The following is an 18,016-nucleotide window of genomic DNA, read 5'->3' as shown; positions in this document are numbered from 1 at the left end:
CTAGAGCCGAGTGATGATCCGCTCGATAGCGGTGCGCAAACCCGGCAACTCCACGACGACGATGGACCAGACGATCGTGAAGCTGATGCTGGAATAGCCGTGGGCGATACGGTGGCGTAGGCCGATGGAGGCGTTCCAGTCGATCTCGGGTTCAAGGTCGCGCACTTCGGCGGGCAGTCGGGCCGCGCTTTCACCGATCACCAGCAAATTCATGGCGACGGCGTCGCGACGCATCACATCCGACAAAAACGCGGCCTGATCGACGTCGGCGACAAAGCGCTCGATCTTTGCGATGGCCTCCAGAAGCTCGATCGCGTGGGTTCGAGCAGAAGCCTCAGGCAAAGACGACCTCTCGCAACACCGGCTCCTTCACGAGACGGTGCAGCCCATCCTCCGTGACCAGATCGACGGGCCGTCCCAGCAGTTCCATCAGATCACGCTCCAGGCGGAAGAATCCGAAGCCCGGCAACACCGAAGGCTCGTATTCCACCAGCACGTCCACGTCGCTGTCCGGGCCCGCCTCGCCGCGCGCGGTCGAGCCGAAGACGCCGACCCGCGCGACGCCGTAGCGGTCGAGCAGCGGCTTGGCCGCGCGTAGTCGGGTGAGGGCCTCGTCGAGGGTCATGTGATCATCATAGCACGAAACATGTCGCTCAAGCCTGCTCCAGCGCCGTCGCCTCAACCAGCCGCACCACGTCGCCCATGATCTGCGTGATCCTGAAATCCTTGGGGGTGTAGATCCGCGCCACGCCCATCTGTTTCAGGATCAGGGCGTCGGCCTCGGGGATGATGCCGCCGGCCACAACGGGCACGTGCTCCAGCCCTTCGGCGCGCATCAGCCGCACGACCTCCTGCACGAGATCCAGGTGCGAGCCCGACAGGATCGACAGCCCCACCACGTGGGCGCGGCTCTCCTTGGCGCGGCGGACGATCTCTTCCGGCGTCGAGCGGATGCCGTCGTAGACGACCTCCATGCCGCAGGCCCGCGCGCGGGTGGCGATCTGCTCGGCGCCGTTCGAATGGCCGTCCAGACCCGGCTTGCCGACGAGATAGGTCAGGGTGCGGCCCAGCACCTGCGAGACCCGTTCCACCTCGGCCTTCACCGCCTCGACGTCCTCGGCCTCGCCGGTCGAGACCACGATCGCCACGCCCGTCGGGCCGCGATACTCGCCGAACACCGAGCGCAAAGCCCCGGCCCATTCGCCGGTGGTGACCCCGGCCCGGGCGGCGGTGATCGAGGGCTCCATGACGTTTCGACCATCGCTGGCGGCGGCCTTCAGGTCGGCCAGCGCGGCCTCGACGGCGGCGGCGTCGCGATCGGCGCGCCAGGCCTGGATGCGGGCGACGACCTCGGCCTCCAGCTTCGGATCGACCGTCTCGATCGCCCCCTCGCCGGCCGACAGGGGCGAGGGCTCGCTGTCGGTCCAGCGGTTGACGCCGACCACGGTGAGGTCGCCGGTCTCGACGGCCCGCACCCGCCTGGCGTTCGACCCGACCAACTCGGCTTTCATGTAGTCGATGGCGCTGGCCGCGCCGCCCATCTCGTCGATCAGGGCCAGCTGCTCCAGCGCGCCCTTCGACAGCTCGGCGACCTTGGCCTCGACCACGTGGGAGCCGGCGAACAGGTCCTCGTATTCCAGGAGGTCGGTCTCGTAGGCCAGGACCTGCTGCAGCCGCAGCGACCACTGCTGGTCCCAGGGGCGCGGCAGGCCCAGAGCCTCGTTCCAGGCCGGCAGCTGCAGGGCCCGGCAGCGGGCGTCCTTGCTCAGCGTGACGGCCAGGGCCTCTATGAGAATGCGGTAGACGTTGTTCTCGGGCTGCGGCTCGGTCAGGCCCAGGGAGTTGACCTGCACCCCGTAGCGGAAGCGGCGGGCCTTCTTGTCCTGCACGCCGTAGCGCTCGAGCAGGATCTGGTCCCACAGCTGGGTGAAGGCCCTCATCTTGCACAGCTCGGTGACGAACCGCACCCCGGCGTTGACGAAGAAGCTGATCCGCGAGGCGACGATCTCGAAGTCTTCTTCCGGAACCTGGCCGCCGGCCCGCACGGTGTCGAGCACCGAGATGGCGGTGGCCAGGGCGAAGGCCAGCTCCTGCTCGGGCGTCGCCCCGGCCTCCTGCAGGTGGTAGCTGCAGACGTTCATCGGGTTCCATTTGGGAACCTCGCGATAGCACCAGGCGATCATGTCGCCGATCAGCCGCAAGGACGGCCCCGGCGGGAAGATGTAGGTGCCGCGGGAGAGGTATTCCTTGATCAGGTCGTTCTGGGTGGTGCCCTGAAGCAGGCGCCGGTCGGCTCCCTGCTCGTCGGCCAGCGCGACGTACATCGCCAGCAGCCAGGCGGCCGGGGCGTTGATGGTCATGGAGGTGTTCATCTTCTCCAGCGGGATCTGGCTGAAGAGGGCGCGCATGTCGCCCAGATGGCTGATCGGCACGCCCACCTTGCCGACCTCGCCGCGCGACAGCACGTGGTCGGGGTCGTAGCCGGTCTGGGTCGGCAGATCGAAGGCCACCGACAGGCCCGTCTGGCCGCGCGCCAGATTCGAGCGATAGAGCGCGTTGGATTTCTCGGCCGTCGAGTGGCCGGCATAGGTGCGGAAGATCCACGGCGGATCGGGCGCGTGCTGAAAGGCCTTGTCCGACATCCTCGCGCTCCCGGCGGTCTTTTCTGGTTATCGCCGGATGATGCGCTCGTGTTGGGTGCGGTGCAATATGAGGCCTCGCAGGTGCGAGTTCAGATCCTCCCCCTGAAGGGGGAGGTGGCCCGAAGGGCCGGAGGGGGAAGAGGCCGCAGCCTCCCATCCCGCTCAGAACTCAGCAGACACATCCCCCTCCGTCGGCTTCGCCGACACCTCCCCCTTCAGGGGGAGGATCTTCATTCCCGGCTGAAGCTCTCCGGCACTTCCGGGTTCTGCCCCGCCTTGCCCCACAGCACGATCTCATTGCCCCACGGGTCGCGGAAGGCGTGGTTGTAGCCGTTGAACTCGGCCCAGTAGTGGTCGCGCCAGAGCAGGGTCGCCCCCAGGCTTTGCGCGGTTCCCAGAATGCGGTCGGCGCTGTCGTCGTCGCCGATCAGGATCCAGATGCGGGGCTTGCGGCCGTCGGTCGACAGGGTGCGGGGCTCGACGCCAGCCGGCTCCGGGTGCGGGCGGGCGTTGGCGGCGTCGAAGATGCCGAGATGCAGGTTGCCGATCTGGCTGTCGCCGCCGTCGGGGTTCTTGAACTGACCGCCCGGGACCATGCGGTGATAGATCCCCTGCGGCCGGGCGTCGTTCTGCCAGCCGAACACCTGCGCGTAGAACTCGCCGGCCTTGGCGGGGTCGTCGCTGGCCAGGTCGACGAAGATCAGGGTGTTGGTCACGGGCGGGTCCTTTGGTTGCGGTGGTGGGGCGTCCTCGTGCTTCGACAGGCTCGGCATGGGGACGACTGTTGAAGTCGCATTCCGGACCTCACCCTGGGCGCGTCGAAGGGCGAGGGCCGGTTGCTCAGTCGAAGGCGATGGAAAGGGAGAGGTCGCGCCAGGCCTCGATGTCGGCCTTCAGGCCGTCGGCGGCGTAGCCGGCGTATTTCAGGGCGTCTTCGCCGAGCAGCAGGTGCAGGGGCGGTTCGGGGGCGTCGACGATCGCCAGCACGGCCAGGGCGGCCTTCTTGGGATCGCCGGGCTCGGACCCGGCATGGTCGGCCATGATCCGTTCGGCGTCGCGGGCCAGGCCGTCGTAGTCGGCGAGCTTCTCGGCGACGATGGTCTTGGAGCCCTTGGCGAAGGCCGTGCGCAGGCCGCCGGGGGCGACGTTGATCACCTTGATGCCCAGCTCGGCGACCTCGGCGGCGAGGGACTGGGTCAGCCCCTCCAGCGCCCACTTGCTGGCGCAGTAGACGCCGGTGCCGGCCCAGACCGCCAGGCCCGAGACAGAGGTGATGTTGACGATCCGCCCGGCGCGGCGCGCCCGCATGGCCGGCAGCACGGCCTTGAGCACGGCCAGCGGCCCGAAGACGTTGGTCTCGAACTGGGCGCGAACCTCGTCGAGCGAGGCCTCCTCCACCGCGCCGACCAGGCCGTAGCCGGCGTTGTTGACCAGCACGTCGATCTGGCCGGTCAGCGCTTGGGCGGTCTTCACGGCGTTCTCGACCGCGACCGGGTCGGTGACGTCCATCACCAGGCCGTGGGCGCGGCCGGGCGCCAGGGCCTCGAAGGCCGCGACGTCGGCCAGTCTGCGCACCGTGCCGGCCACGACATCGCCTCGCGCCAGCGCCGCCGCGGCGATCTCGCGTCCGAGCCCGCCGGACACGCCGGTGATCAGCCAGGTCTGGGTCATGGTGGAAGGTCCTGTTGAACTAGATCCTCCCCCTCTGGGGGAGGTGGCCCGAAGGGCCGGAGGGGGGACGTTATCAGCTGACTAGGCGTCGGCCGTCTCAGCAACAACTTCCCCCTCAGTCGCTCCGCGACAGCTCCCCCTTCAGGGGGGAGCATCTCGTCAAAACGGCTTGTCGCCCTTCACCCACAGGCGGTGCATCGTCCGGAAATACTTCTGATCGTCGTACAGGGTGCCGGTGTGCAGGGTGCAGCGGTTGTCCCACATCAGGAGGTCGCCGGGCCGCCACTTGTGGGCGTGGACGAAGCGCTCCTGCGTCATGAAATCCACCAGCTCGTCCAGCAAGGCCAGGCCCTCGGGGCCCGGCTTGCCGATCACTTCGGTCACCGTGCCGGTCGAGGGCCACAGCGCCTTGCGGCCGTCGGCCGGGTGGGTGCGGATCAGCGGGTGTTCGACGTCGGGATTGGCCGCCTCCATCTCGGGCGACAGGATCTGGGCCCCGAACTCGCGGGTGGCCATGAAGTGCTTGTAGCTATGGTGCAGGCGCAGCGGCAGCAGCTGCGCCTGTTTCTCGGCGCCCAGCGCTTCCCAGGCCGCGCAGCCGTCGGCCAGCAGGGTGTCGGAGCCTTCCTCCGGGGCCTCCACGCAGTAGAGCATGGTCAGCATCACCGGCTCTGGCTTGTAGCTGTAGTCGGTGTGCCAGCCGACGCCGTCGTTGTGGGCCCCGATCGGCTTTCCGTCGACCACGCGGTTGGAGAGGATGAAGATCTTTGGATAGCCGGGCAGGGTGAAGCGGGTCTGGGTGTGGTCTTCCGGGTCGCCGAACCGGCCGATGAAGGCCATCAGGTCGTCGGGGGTCATTTTCTGATCGCGCACCAGCACCGCGCCGTGGGCGTGGAAGGCGGCCACCACCCCGTCGAGTTCGGCGTCGGTCGCCGTCGGCAGGTCGATGTCGAGGATCTCGGCGCCAAAGTCGTCTTTCAGCGGCTTCTTGGCCAGGGCGGGCAGGGCTTGCGCGAGCATGTCGGCGACCTTCGGTGACTGTCTGGCCTTGAGCCTAGGCGGCTGAAAAATCACGGTCTTGCCTCAGCGCGTACTGTCTCTTGCCTGCCTCTCGTGCGCGTACGGTCAAAAGCGAGGTCCTTGCGCAGCGCTGCGACAGCAGCGCTCGTTCCGCGAGCGACCGTGCGGCTCGCGCCTGCCGCTGACCAAGTTTTCGTGCGCGCTGGAGCAAGACCGGGGCGGGGCGCGGCGCCAGCCTTGAGGGGTCTTCTCCCAAAAGCGAGCGCCCGGCCGTGACCCTGTTCAGCGACGCCTTCTTCGACGGGCTGTCCAGCTCCACCCACGAGGTGGGCGCAGCCGAGACCCTGCCGCCGGCCTGCTACACCGACGCCGAATTCTACGCGTTCGAGAAGGCCGCCCTGTTCGACCGCGAATGGCTGTGCGTGGGCCGGGTGGACCAGGTGCAGGAGCCCGGCGACTTCTTCACCACCGAGATCGTCGGCGAGCCGATCCTGGTCACCCGCAATCGGGCCGGCGAGATCAAGGCGATGTCGTCGGTGTGCCAGCACCGCGCCATGCTGGTGGCCGAGGGCAAGGGCAACGCCCGCGGCTTCGTCTGCCCCTATCACCACTGGGTCTATTCGCTGAACGGCGACCTGGTGAACGCCCCGGCCATGGACCGCACCTGCGGCTTCGACAAGAAGCAGGTCCGCCTGCCGGCCTTCAAGGTCGAGATCTGGCTGGGCTTCATCTTCGTCAATTTCGACGCCGACGCAGAGCCGCTGGCCCCGCGTCTGGCCGCCGTCGAGGCCGCCATCGCCAATTTCGACCTCGACGCCGCCGAGGCGCTCGAACCCATGACCGGCCAGTTCGCCTGGAACTGGAAGGTGATGTTCGAGAACAACAACGACGGCTACCACGCCAGCAAGCTGCATCGCGGCGTGCTGCACGACTTCATCCCCAGCGAGCTGGCCAGCTTCCCCGAGGCCGCGCCCGGCGACGCGGGCTTCCTGCGCTACAACGGCACGCTCCATCCCGACGCCAGCTTCAATCCGACCCAGAAGGCGGTGCTGCCGATCTTCCCCAAGCTGTCGGACGAGGACCGCGGCCGGGCGACCTTCGCCAACATCCCGCCGACCCTGTCGCTCGTCATGACCAGCGACATGGTCATCTACCTGATCCTGCGGCCGACAGGCCCCGAGACCATGGCCCAGGACACCGGCATCCTGGTCGCTCCCGGCGCGCGTGAAAGCTACGGCTTCAAGGAGCGGCTGGAGATGATCATGACCTCGGCCGGCCAGATCATCGCCCAGGACATGCATGTGGACGAGCTGGTCCAGAAGGGCCTGCGCTCGCGCTTCGCCATCCGTGGCCGCTACTCCTGGCAGGAGGGCGCGCAGGTGCAGTTCAACCGCTGGCTGGCCCCGCGCTACCAGGCCCAGTGGGAGCGGATGAAGGGCGTGCCCGCCGCGCCCTCCACCCCGGTGGAGGCCGCCTGAGATGACCGCGCGCCTCCCCGTCGTCTTCTTTGGTCACGGCAGTCCGATGATCGCGCTCGAGACCAACGACACCACCAAGACCTGGCGCGCCATGGCCGCGCAGATCGAGGCCAAGCACGGCAAGCCCAAGGCCATCCTCTGCGTCTCGGCCCACTGGATCACCAAGGGCGTCGGGGTGACGGCCATGACCAGCCCGCGCACCATCCACGACTTCGGCGCCTCGTTCCCGCGCGCCCTGTTCGAGGTGCAGTACCCCGCGCCGGGCTCGCCGCAGCTGGCCGCTCGGGTGCGCGACCTGCTGTCGCCCGAGATCCCGGTGGTGCTGGACGAGCGCCAGTGGGGGCTGGACCACGGAACCTGGTCGGTGCTGTGCAAGGCCTATCCCGACGCCGACGTGCCGGTGATCCAGCTGTCGATGGACGGGACCAAGTCGCCTGACTGGCACTACGAGATGGGCAAGCGCCTGGCCCCGCTGCGCGACGAGGGGGTGCTGATCGTCGGCACCGGCAACATCGTCCACAACCTTCCGGCCATGGACTGGGGCGACCGGCACTGCCCGCCCTACGACTGGTCGCAGCGCTTCAACGAGGCGATCAAGGCGGCGATCGCCGACGACCAGCCGCTGGCCGCCGTCGAGTTCGAGAAACTCGGTGACGACGCCCGCCGGTCCGTGCCGACACCCGACCACTACTGGCCGCTGCTCTACGTGCTGGGCGCGCGCCTGCCCGGCGACGTCGCCCGCTTTTCCCCCGACCACATCGAGCACGGCTCGCTGAGCATGACCAGCGTCACGCTGGCGGCAGCCTGACCCTCATTTTCCGGAGATTCCGATGCCCTTCATCTGCGAACCCGGCCAGGTCCGCCCCGACGTCGCGCCCGGCGCCCTGCATCACCTGAAGGCCACGCCCGAGACTATCCACTGGGGCTACTTCGATCCGTCGATCAAGCCGGCCCTGCGCATCAAGAGCGGCGACCTGATCCAGGCCGAGGCCATCACCCACCATGCCGGCGACGCCCCCGAACTGATGATGGACGAGGCGGTCATGCGGATCTTCACGCAGGTGCCTGAGGACGACCGCAACCCCGGCGTCCACATCATGACCGGCCCGATCTACGTGGAAGACGCCAAGCCCGGCGACGTGCTGGAGGTGCGCTATCTGCGCATGGTTCCGCGCAACCGCTACGGCTCCAACCTCGCGGCCAACTGGGGTTATCTCTACAAGGAGTTCGGCGAGAAGGAGCGGGTGACGATCTACGAGCTGGACGCCGACTTCAACACCGCCAGCGCCCTCTACGCCTACGACTTTCCGGGCAAGTACCTGACGCCCGGCACGATCACCAACTGCCCCGAATGCGACCGCCAGAGCGCGCTGCCCGGCGTGCGCATCCCGGCCCGGCCGCACCTGGGCACCGCCGGCGTCGCGCCGGCCGTCGACGGCCGCGTCAGCACCATCCCGCCAGGCCTGCACGGCGGCAATATCGACAACTGGCGGATCGGCGCGGGGGCGACGATGTATTATCCCGTGCAGGTGGAGGGCGGCCTCTTCTCCATCGGAGATCCCCACGTCAGCCAGGGCGATGGCGAACTTTCAGGCACCGCGATCGAAAGTTCGCTCAACGTCCTGATGCAGATCGTCCTTCGCAAGGATTTCGAGACCCCCGGGCCTTTGCTGGAGACCCCCAAGTGGTGGATCGTCCACGGGTTCGACGAGGACCTGAACGTGGCCATGAAGCAAGCCTCCCTCAACATGCTGAGCCTGCTGTCCGATCACGTGGGGCTGAGCAAGAACGACGCCTATTCGCTGATGAGCGTGGCCTCCGACTTCGGCGTCACCCAAGTGGTCGACGGCAAGCAGGGCTGTCACGTGCGCATTCCGCGCGACATCTTCCCGACCAAGGCCTGATCCGCCTTGCGGGCCTGGTCGTTCAGCACCGACAGCTATCCCCGCGCCGAGCGATCGGACGCCTGGCGCGAGGCCATGTCGCGCCTGGGCCTGCCCGTCGAGGGGCTGTCGGAGCTGGAGCCGGCCTCGACCTCGGTGGTCTGCCTGACCAGCCCGCTGGGCATCGAGTTTGCTTTGGTCAACGCCGGGGCCCAGACCATCTCTGGCCGCCTGACCAACCAGCCGGCGGCGGTATGGATGGCGGTGCTGCTCGACGGCCAGGCGGCGGTGGTCAGCGACGACCTGGCCGAAGACCTGACGGTGGGCGACATCGCCTTTGGCCCTACCGGCCAGGCGGCGGCCCTGCGCCTTTCCACCCGCTGCCGGCTGATGTTCGTCCGCGCCCCGCGCGTTGCCCTGAACCATCGCCTGGTCGCGCCGCGCGCCCTGCGAGTGGGACGGCTGCGCGGCGAGGGCGGGGTCAAGCACATCCTGTCGGGCCTGCTGCGCTCGACCGCCGACTCGCTGGAGGACCTGACGGTCGACCAGCTGCGTCCCGTCGAGCTGGCCCTGGCCGAGTTCCTGGGCCTGTGCCTGCTGGAGGCCGGCGAGGAGCGCGGCGCGGCCTGGCCGACCGACGCCCGCAGCGCCCACCTGCAGCGCCTGCGCCAGACCATCGAGACCCTGCTGCCCGACCCCAACCTCACCATCCGCCGGGTGGCCGACGAGGAGGGGGTCTCGCCGCGCTATGTGCAGAAGCTGTTCGAGGGTGTGGAGGAGACCTTCAGCCACTATCTGCGCACCCGCCGGCTGGAGCGCTGCCGCAACGACCTGGCCAGCCCGCAGTTCGCCCGGCTGTCGATCTCGGAGATCTGCTTCCGCTGGGGCTTCAACGGCAGCGCCCATTTCAGCCGCGCCTTCCGCGACCAATACGGCTGCTCGCCGCGCGACTTCCGGCGAAGCGTCCGCGACGAGGAGCGGGTGGCGGCTTAGGCGACTTGCTCGCATCGGTTGTCCGTGGGAGACCGGACGGGGGCAAGGGGGAGCGTCGTATGCGGGCCTGGATCGTTCTCATCGCGTCGGCGACGCTGGCGGCGTGCGCGCCCAGCGACCGTGCCCCCAAGGACAAGCACTTCTCGCTGGACGGCGTCCCTTATCACTGGACCGTCGCCCATGGCGTGACCGGCGGGCTGCTGCTGATCGGGCCGGCGAGGGCGGACGGCGGCAACGTTACGCTGGTGCTGGGCTGCAAGAACCTGAAATCAGGGATGGTCGGCGCGCGCCTGGAGACGGCCAGGTCGCAGATGGAGAGCAACGAGACGATGGCTCCGGGAGACCTGATCATGCGGGCCGGCGAGCTGGTGCTGCGCACGCCGGGCAAGCCGGAAACGCCCGGAACCCTGTCGGTCGCCGGCGACATCGCCCTGCCGGCGGACTACTTCGCCACCCTGGCCAAGGCGGCCATAGTGAGCGTCGGATACGAGAACCGCGACTACGTTTTCATGGGGCCAGGCAAGGACCTGACCCGCCATTTCGAGCGCTACTGCGCCAAGCTGGACGCTCGGCAGGCGCACGAGGCGAAGGCCGGCGTTGCGCCGGCCGCCGACCCCTCCTAGCGTCGCGCCCTCGAACCGGGAGGGAGCCATCGATGAAGACGCTGCTGGCGATCGTCATGAGCCTGGGTCTGAGCGCACTGGGCGGCATATCCATCGCCAACGCCACGCCATGGCCGAACGGGGCCAAGGCGGCCGTGGCCCTGACCTATGACGACGCCCTGGCCTCGCAGCTCGACAACGCGATCCCGGCGCTCGACGCGGCGGGCCTCAAGGGCAGCTTCTTCCTGTCGGGAGTGAAGGCGGCCGACATTCCGCGTTGGCGGGCCGCCGCTGTGCAGGGCCATGAACTGGCCAACCACACGATCTTCCATGCCTGCCCGGCGGCCAACTTCCCGGCCGATCCGCGCTACGTGGCCGAGGCCTATACGCCCGCCAGCCTGCTCAAGGAGATCGAGCAGCAGAACGTCCTGCTGACCGCCATCGACGGCAAGACCCGCCACGGCTTCGCCACCCCGTGCGGGGCCAGCAAGGCCGGCGGCGTCGACTATCTCGAAGCGCTGCGGGCCTCGAACCTGGTCACCTATGCGCGCGGGGTGGTGACGACGCCGGAGGATCTGGCGGGCCGCCGGATCGATCCGATGCACGTGCCCTCGCGCGGCTTTCCCGAAGGCGTCACCGGCGCCCAGCTCATCGACTTCGCCAAGAGCGCTGCGGCCGGCGGGGGCGTGGCGGTGTTCCTGTTCCACGGCGTGGGCGGCGACTACCTGCAGGTTTCCAACCCGGCGCACCAGGAGCTGCTGGACTGGCTGAAGGCCAATCCCAAAGAGGTCTGGGTCGCGCCATTGCAGGAGGTGATGGACTGGGCGGCGGCGCATCCGTGATGGGGCGCTGACGGCTTTCAAACCTCAAGCGTGCCTTCTTTAATTTGCCTCCCTGGGCCTTGTGCCCAGGGCCCATCGCGCCGCCGCTCAAACCTTGCCAAGGCGGGCGCCGTCTGAGCGGTTGAACCATGGGTCCTGGGCACAAGGCCCAGGAAGGCGGGTTTGGTGTTGAAGCGGCAGCTCTATCCGCCCTTCGCCCGCGCCAGCCGCTCCACCGCCGCGTCCAGCACGTCATCTCCCTTGGCGAAGCACAGCCGCAGCACGCTGGTCACCGGGTCTTCGGCATAGAAGGCCGAGACCGGGATCGCCGCCACGCCGTGCTCACGCACCGCCCGCAGGGCGAAGGCGCGGTCGGGCTCGTTGATCCCCGAGGCGGTCAGGTCGATGTTGAGGAAGTAGGTGCCGCCGCTGTCCAGCACCGAGAAGCCGACGTCCCGCAGGCCCGCCGCCAGCCGATCGCGCGAGCGTTGAAGGCCGGCGGGCATGGCGTCGAACCAGTCGCCGGGCTCGTCCAGGCCGAAGGCGACGGCGGCCTGCAGGTTGGGCGGGGTGGTGAAGGTCAGGAACTGGTGAGCGCCGGCCAGCGGGCGGGCCAAGGCCGGGGCGGCGCACAGGAAGCCGACTTTCCACCCCGTCATGCCGAACATCTTGCCGGCCGAGCCGATCTTCACCGTCCGTTCGCGCATGCCGGGGAAGGTCATCAAAGACTTGTGGGCGCGACCGTCGAAGACCACGGCCTCCCAGACTTCGTCGCAGACGGCCACCACGTCGTGGCGCACGCAAAACTCGGCCAGCAGGGCCAGGTCCTCGTCGGCCATGACCACCCCGGCCGGATTGAGCGGGCTGTTGAGTACGACCAGCTTCGTCCGTTCGCTGAATATCGCCTCCAGCATCGCCCGGTCGAACCGCCAGTGCGGCGGCGCCAGGCGGACGAGGCGTGGGATCCCACCGGCCCGCCGCACCATCGGCAGGTAGGCGTCGTAGAGCGGCTGGAACAGCACCACCTCGTCGCCGGGCGAGATCAGAGAGAGAAAGGCCGCCGCCAGGGCCTCGGTCGCGCCTGAGGTGACGATGATCTCGCGGTCGGGATCCAGGTCCAGCCCCTGGGTTCGGCCGTAGTGGGCGGCCACGGCGCGGCGCAGCTCCGGCAAGCCGCGCATCGGCGGGTACTGGTTGGAGCCCTCGATCAGCACCTCTCCCGCTTTCCGCCGCAGGGCCAGCGGCCCCTGGTCGTCGGGAAAGCCCTGACCCAGGTTGATCGCCCCCAGTTCCCGGGCGAGACCGCTCATCTCCTCGAAGACGGTGACGGGCAGGTCGGCGAAGACGGGGTGGACCATGGGGGACTCGTGATGTGGCCGGCGACCTTGGCGCGGCTCTGGCGAACCGCCAAGACTTTCCGCCGCGCCGGCCCCCTCAGTCGGCTTCGCCGACAGCTCCCCCAGAGGGGGAGCATCTTGCCGGCCTAGATCCTCCCCCTCTGGGGGAGGTGGCCCGGAGGGCCGGAGGGGGGACGTTTTCAGCTTCCGAGCGGCTGGCCGATTTCCCCCACCGATCGCTGCGCGATCGCCTCCCCCACAGGGGGAGGTTCCTTCCCCCACGCAACCTGAGCCGCACCCGCGCATTTCCCTGACGCCAAGGGGTTAACAGGAGGAAGACGGCATGAACGGCGTGGGTTTCATTGGCGCGATCATCATCGGTATCTTCGCCGGATGGCTGGCCGAGAAGATCATGAAGCGCGACCACGGGCTGCTGACCAATCTGGTCGTCGGTCTTGTCGGTTCGCTGATCGGCGCCTTCCTGGCCAGCATGCTGGGCCTGGGTGCGACCGGTTGGATCGGCAGCCTGGTGGTCTCGACCGTGGGTGCGGTGGTGCTGCTGGCCCTGCTGGGCCTGTTCCGCCGACGCGCCTGATGCGGCGTCTTCTGCTGGTCGCCGCGGGCGCGGCGGCGCTGAGCCTGGCGGCCTGCGGCGAGCGGGCCAAGCTCGACGTGGCCGCAGGCACGGGCGCCAACCCGCAGCTGCCGGCGCCGAAGAAGACTCTGCTGCCGACGGTCAACATCGCGCCGGCCAAGGGCTGGCCGGCCGGCGGAGCGCCCCGTCCGGCCGAGGGCCTGGCGGTGCAGGCCTTCGCCGACAAGCTGGATCATCCGCGCTGGATCCACGTGCTGCCCAATGGCGACGTGCTGGTCGCCGAGACCAACGCCCCGCCCAAGCCCGAGGACGGCAAGGGGCTGAAGGCCAAGATCCAGGGCCTGGTGATGAAGCGGGCCGGCGCGGTGACCAAGAGCGCCAACCGCATCACCCTGCTGCGCGACGTCAACGGCGACGGCGTCGCCGACCTGCGCTCGACCTTCCTGTCGGGCCTGAACTCGCCGTTTGGCATGGCCCTGGTCGGCGAAACCTTCTACGTGGCCGACACCGACGCGGTGCTGGCCTTCCCGTACAAGGAAGGCGAGACCGCCATCACCGCGCCGCGCCGGCGGGTGACCGACCTGCCGGCCGGGCCGCGCAACCACCACTGGACCAAGAGTCTGATCGCCAGCCCCGACGGGACGCGGCTCTACGCGACCGTCGGCTCCAACAGCAATGTCGCCGAGAACGGCCTGGCCGAAGAAGAGGGCAGGGCCGCCATCTGGGAAATCGATGTGGCCACCGGCGCCAAGCGGCTGTTCGCCACCGGCCTGCGCAATCCCAACGGCATGGGCTGGGAGCCGACCTCCGGCGCGCTGTGGACCGTGGTCAACGAGCGCGACGAGATCGGCAGCGACCTGGTGCCCGACTACATGACCTCGGTGCAGGACGGCGGGTTCTACGGCTGGCCTTACAGCTACTACGGCCAGCACGTGGACGCGCGGGTGAAGCCCCAGCGGCCGGACCTGGTCGCCCGGGCGATCAAGCCGGACTACGCGCTGGGGCCGCACACCGCTTCGCTGGGCTTTACCTTCGACGCCGCGTCGGCGTTCCCCGCGCCGCTGAAGGGCGGGGCGTTCATCGGCCAGCACGGGTCGTGGAACCGCAAGCCCCACAGCGGCTACAAGGTGGTCTTCGTGCCCTTCGCGGGCGGCAAGCCGTCGGGCCCGCCCCGCGACGTGCTGACGGGCTTCCTCAACGCCGACGGCGAGGCCCTGGGGCGGCCGGTGGGCGTGGTGTTCGACAAGCGCGGCGCGCTGCTGGTGGCCGACGACGTCGGCGACGTCATCTGGCGGGTCTCGCGGCGCTGATCCGATTCACCCGGAAAATGCCTTCGGCGCCCAAAAGCCGGGCGTTCGCGCGCGCCTCCGATCCGGCTCCAGTGGCGAGGCGTTGTCATTCACAACTTCAGTGATGGAAATCATAACCATCGATATCAGTGTATTTCTAAAGTGAATCCATAAAACTATTAAATAGAATACATGTCTTTCGGTCAGGATATAACGACCGAACTGTGACGAACTAATGTTCGGCCCATGATCTTCGGCGGCTAACTATTGCTGTCGAAGGCGGCTTTGCCGGGAAAATTGGGTGGAAAGTCGATCGGCGAGGCGCATTCGCGCTTCTTCGGCGCCTTCCGCGTCTTAAAGACCCCGTCAGGGCGGGAGCTTCGCGAGGGGCGAAGTTTCCACGCAAACCTATCCATGGGGGCATATTCTAGATGCTTGATCGCAAGTTGCTGCTGGCGTCGTCGGTGATCGCCGGCCTGGGGCTGGCGCCCGTCGGCGCGTGGGCCCAGGCCCAAGTTCCGGCCAAATCCGACAAGGCCGCGGCCTCGAACGCCGACGACGCCGTCGATGTGGAGGCCATCGTCGTCACCGGCTCGCGCATCAAGCGCAACGCCTACAACAGCGCCTCGCCGATCCAGGTGATCACCTCGGAACAGAGCGAACTCGAGGGCCTGGTCAACACCACCGAGATCATCCAGAGCTCGTCGCTGGCCAGCGGCTCGTTCCAGGTGGCCGACGAACTGACGGGCTACAACGTCACCGGCGGTCCGGGCGTGAACACCATCTCGCTGCGCGGCCTGGGGGCCAACCGCACCCTGGTGCTGCTGAACGGCCGTCGCCTGACGCCGTCGGGCGTGCGCGGCACGGTCGGCCCGGTCGACCTCAACACCATTCCCAACGCCATGATCGACCGCGTCGAGATCCTCAAGGACGGCGCCTCGTCGATCTACGGCTCGGACGCGGTGGCCGGCGTCGTCAACTACATCACCAAGACCGACTATGACGGCGGCCGCGTGCGGGTCTACGGCAACGCGCCCTTCGCCAAGGGCGGCGGCGGCCAGGAGTATTCGGCCGAAGCTTCGTGGGGCAAGACCTTCGAGCGCGGCTATCTCAGCGCCTCGGCCAGCTATTACAAGCAGAACGCCCAGCGTCGCGGCGACCGCGACTATACCAGCTGCTCGGCCGACAACTACTACAGCACCACCACCGGCGCCCGCGTCGACCTGACCGACCCGGCCACCGGCGACTACAAGTGCTTCAACCAGATCAACAACGTCGCCTACACCAGCGGCTACGGCGGCTACTTCCAATACATGCAGCCGGGCACGAGCTATTCGTACACCGGCAACACCGCGCCGGGCTTCGTGGCCAGCAACGCCGCCTTCGCCAACCTGGCCCGCGTGGCGCGCGCCAACTACCCGGAGACCTACCGCGTCGCCAACTACGACTCGTCGGTCTGGCAGCGAGCCACGGTCATCAGCCCGGTCGAGCGCGCCAGCTTCTACGTGACCGGCGGCTATGACCTGGGCGCCGGCGTCGAGGCCTATGGCGAGTTCCTTTACAACCGCCGCAACTCCGAACAGAACGGCGCCCGCCAGCTGTTCCCGACCGTCAGCACCACCAACCCGAACAACATCTTCGGCGCGGCCGGCGGCACGGCCTATCCGGTCATCGCGGTGGCCTACGACTCGATCCAGAAGGTCGACTACTACCGCGGCCTGGGCGGCCTGCGCGGCGACTTCAAGTTCCTGGAAGGCTCCAAGCTGGGCTTCCTGAGCGGCTGGGACTGGGACGTCTACGGCCAGTACGGCAAGTCGGACGGGACCTATTCGGTCAGCTCGATCAACAGCGACGCCATCGCCGCCACCACCGCGGCGGGCTCGTACTGCAACCAGTCGCTGGTGACGATCTCGGGCGGCGACTGTTCGACCCTGCCCACGGGCATCCCGTGGTTCAGCTCGCGCGTCATGGCCGGCCAGTTCACCGACGCCGAGAGGGCCTTCCTGTTCGGGGTCGACGTCGGCCACACGACCTACGAGCAGTCGCTGGTCGAGGCCAGCTTCTCGGGCGAACTGTTCAGCCTGCCGGCCGGCAAGGTCGGGGCCGCCTTCGGCTTCACCTGGCGTCACGACGACTTCGACGACAGCCCGGGCACGGCGTCGCTGAACAACAACAACTGGAACCTGACCCGCGCCGGCCACACCTTCGGCACGGACACGACGACGGAAGCCTTCGCCGAAATCGACGTGCCGGTGCTCAAGGACCTGTTCCTGGTCAAGAGCCTGGACCTGCAGGTCTCGGGCCGTCACACCGAGGTCGACAGCTACGGCGACAGCGACACCTACAAGATCGGCGTGAACTGGCAGATCACCCCGACCTGGCGCCTGCGCATGAGCGACGGCACCTCGTTCCGCGCCCCGTCGCTGTATGAACTCTATCTCGCCGACCAGACCGGCTACAGCGTCGCCGACCCCTGCATCCTCTACGGCAGCAGCGGCGCCAGCCAGACCATCGTCACCAACTGCGCCGCCCAGGGCGTGTCGGCCACCCAGGCCAGCTACTCCACCCTGGTCACGGCCGGCGGCGGCAAGGGCATCCTGAAGGCCGAGACCTCGGAATCGAAGACCATCGGCGTGGTGTTCACCCCGAGCTTCATCAACCTGAAGGTCGCGGTCGACTATGCCGACATCGACATCAGCAACGAGATCACCCAGTTCGGCGCGGCCAAGATCGCCTCGCGCTGCTACGAGTCGGTGGGCCTCTCCAGCCCGTTCTGCCAGCTGGTGACGCGCGACCCGACCACGCACCTGCTGACCCTGGTCAAGAACGACTACGTCAACGTCGCCTCGCAGAAGAGCCGCGCGATCGACCTGACCACCGACTACCGCCACGACTTCGACAACGGCGGGCAGCTCTATTTCAACAGCCAGTTCAGCTGGCAGCTGCAGGACACCTCGAACCTGTTCGGCGAGACCGAGGAGGACGACTACAACGGCACGACCTACATCTACGACGGTCCGGACTTCTCGGGTAAGGCCAGCCTGTCGTACCGCAAGGGGCCGTGGACCTACACCTGGTCGTCGACCATCACCGGCAAGGCCTCGGACGCCGAGATCCTCGGCGACACCGTCGGCAGCGCCAAGTACGCCACCTCCACGAGCTACGACTACGTGGTCGGCTCGACGTACTACAAGTACGTCCACGTGAAGTACCACACCGAGTTCATGGCCTATCACAACGTCTCGGCCCGCAAGGTGATCGACGACAAGACGACCATGACCTTCGGCGTGCAGAACCTGTTCGACGAGGCCCCGCCCTCGATCTCGAGCAGCTATCGCGTCGGCAATTCGGAGATCTGGGGCTACGAACTGCGGGGCCGCCGCGGCTTCCTCAGCATCGAGCGCAGCTGGTAAGCGCACCCCGGTCTGAAAGCCGGAAAGGCCGTCGCCCTCGCGGGCGGCGGCCTTTTCTTTTCAAGTTCCTCCCTCGCTTTAGCGGGGGAGGTGGCGCGCTGCGGATACGCAGCGTGACGGAGGGGGCGACCGCCGCCGCAGCGCCCAGTCTTGCCCCCTCCACCGCTTCGCGGTCCCCCTCCCCCGCAGGCGGGGGAGGAGCAGGTCAACCACGAAAAAGGCCGCCGACCCGAAGGTCGGCGGCCCGTTTCAGATCCCGAAGGAGCTTGGGA

The 18,016-nt window shown here is 68.1% G+C and carries 16 protein-coding genes; 9 read left to right on the top strand and 7 right to left on the bottom strand.

Annotated elements, in window-relative coordinates; genetic code table 11:
* From ACODR1_RS03080 to ACODR1_RS03055, 6 genes are all read right to left on the bottom strand, one after another.
* Complete coding sequence (locus ACODR1_RS03080; protein WP_488879144.1) at nt 1-342, bottom strand: HepT-like ribonuclease domain-containing protein; 342 nt, start codon at nt 340-342, stop codon at nt 1-3.
* Nucleotides 335-625 carry a nucleotidyltransferase family protein gene (locus ACODR1_RS03075; protein ID WP_488879143.1) on the bottom strand — a complete coding sequence of 97 codons (291 nt, stop codon included), beginning with the start codon at nt 623-625 and terminating at the stop codon, nt 335-337. Before ACODR1_RS03075 ends, ACODR1_RS03080 begins: the two co-directional genes overlap by 8 nt.
* 28 nt (nt 626-653) lie before the next feature.
* Complete coding sequence (locus ACODR1_RS03070; RefSeq protein WP_488879142.1) at nt 654-2,642, bottom strand: methylmalonyl-CoA mutase family protein; 1,989 nt, start codon at nt 2,640-2,642, stop codon at nt 654-656.
* 230 nt (nt 2,643-2,872) lie between these two features.
* Nucleotides 2,873-3,358, bottom strand: a complete 486-nt coding sequence (locus ACODR1_RS03065; RefSeq protein WP_488879141.1) for a VOC family protein — start codon at nt 3,356-3,358, stop codon at nt 2,873-2,875.
* A 124-nt stretch (nt 3,359-3,482) separates the two neighbouring features.
* The gene (locus ACODR1_RS03060) at nt 3,483-4,313 is read right to left on the bottom strand and encodes an oxidoreductase (protein WP_488879140.1); all 831 of its coding nucleotides are present in this window, start codon (nt 4,311-4,313) and stop codon (nt 3,483-3,485) included.
* 159 nt (nt 4,314-4,472) lie between these two features.
* Nucleotides 4,473-5,333: a TauD/TfdA dioxygenase family protein gene (locus tag ACODR1_RS03055; protein WP_488879139.1), complete on the bottom strand. Its 861-nt coding sequence runs from the start codon at nt 5,331-5,333 to the stop codon at nt 4,473-4,475.
* A 272-nt stretch (nt 5,334-5,605) separates the two neighbouring features.
* Here ACODR1_RS03055 and ACODR1_RS03050 point away from each other — a divergent pair, with 272 nt between their 5' ends.
* From ACODR1_RS03050 to ACODR1_RS03025, 6 genes are read left to right on the top strand one after another with little or no spacing between them, the layout of a single operon-like run.
* Nucleotides 5,606-6,811 (top strand): aromatic ring-hydroxylating oxygenase subunit alpha, encoded by a 1,206-nt coding sequence (locus tag ACODR1_RS03050; protein ID WP_488879138.1) that lies wholly within the window; start codon nt 5,606-5,608, stop codon nt 6,809-6,811.
* Nucleotide 6,812: 1 nt separating this feature from the next.
* Nucleotides 6,813-7,619 carry a 4,5-DOPA-extradiol-dioxygenase gene (gene ygiD, locus ACODR1_RS03045; RefSeq protein ID WP_488879137.1) on the top strand — a complete coding sequence of 269 codons (807 nt, stop codon included), beginning with the start codon at nt 6,813-6,815 and terminating at the stop codon, nt 7,617-7,619.
* A 22-nt stretch (nt 7,620-7,641) separates the two neighbouring features.
* Nucleotides 7,642-8,715: an acetamidase/formamidase family protein gene (locus ACODR1_RS03040; protein ID WP_488879136.1), complete on the top strand. Its 1,074-nt coding sequence runs from the start codon at nt 7,642-7,644 to the stop codon at nt 8,713-8,715.
* Between the two features lie 6 nt (nt 8,716-8,721).
* Complete coding sequence (locus tag ACODR1_RS03035) at nt 8,722-9,687, top strand: helix-turn-helix domain-containing protein (RefSeq protein WP_116567128.1); 966 nt, start codon at nt 8,722-8,724, stop codon at nt 9,685-9,687.
* A gap of 59 nt (nt 9,688-9,746) precedes the next feature.
* A complete protein-coding gene (locus ACODR1_RS03030) occupies nt 9,747-10,310 on the top strand; it encodes a hypothetical protein (protein ID WP_488879135.1) in 564 nt (187 codons plus the stop codon).
* A 32-nt stretch (nt 10,311-10,342) separates the two neighbouring features.
* Complete coding sequence (locus ACODR1_RS03025; RefSeq protein ID WP_488879134.1) at nt 10,343-11,131, top strand: polysaccharide deacetylase family protein; 789 nt, start codon at nt 10,343-10,345, stop codon at nt 11,129-11,131.
* A gap of 182 nt (nt 11,132-11,313) precedes the next feature.
* Here ACODR1_RS03025 and ACODR1_RS03020 read toward each other — a convergent pair whose 3' ends face one another.
* A complete protein-coding gene (locus tag ACODR1_RS03020) occupies nt 11,314-12,468 on the bottom strand; it encodes an aminotransferase (RefSeq protein ID WP_488879133.1) in 1,155 nt (384 codons plus the stop codon).
* A 322-nt stretch (nt 12,469-12,790) separates the two neighbouring features.
* Between ACODR1_RS03020 and ACODR1_RS03015 the strand changes: the two genes are divergently transcribed.
* The 3 genes from ACODR1_RS03015 (at nt 12,791) to ACODR1_RS03005 (ending at nt 17,744) form a co-directional block, all read left to right on the top strand.
* The gene (locus tag ACODR1_RS03015) at nt 12,791-13,042 is read left to right on the top strand and encodes a GlsB/YeaQ/YmgE family stress response membrane protein (RefSeq protein ID WP_101717094.1); all 252 of its coding nucleotides are present in this window, start codon (nt 12,791-12,793) and stop codon (nt 13,040-13,042) included.
* Nucleotides 13,042-14,352, top strand: a complete 1,311-nt coding sequence (locus ACODR1_RS03010) for a PQQ-dependent sugar dehydrogenase (protein ID WP_488879132.1) — start codon at nt 13,042-13,044, stop codon at nt 14,350-14,352. The genes ACODR1_RS03015 and ACODR1_RS03010 overlap by 1 nt, the downstream gene beginning before the upstream one ends.
* Nucleotides 14,353-14,762: 410 nt before the next feature.
* Nucleotides 14,763-17,744 (top strand): TonB-dependent receptor plug domain-containing protein, encoded by a 2,982-nt coding sequence (locus ACODR1_RS03005; RefSeq protein WP_488879131.1) that lies wholly within the window; start codon nt 14,763-14,765, stop codon nt 17,742-17,744.
* Nucleotides 17,745-18,016 lie beyond the last annotated feature (272 nt).

Source organism: Caulobacter sp. FG7, from assembly GCF_057808875.1.
This window is presented reverse-complemented; position numbering and strand designations above follow the sequence as displayed.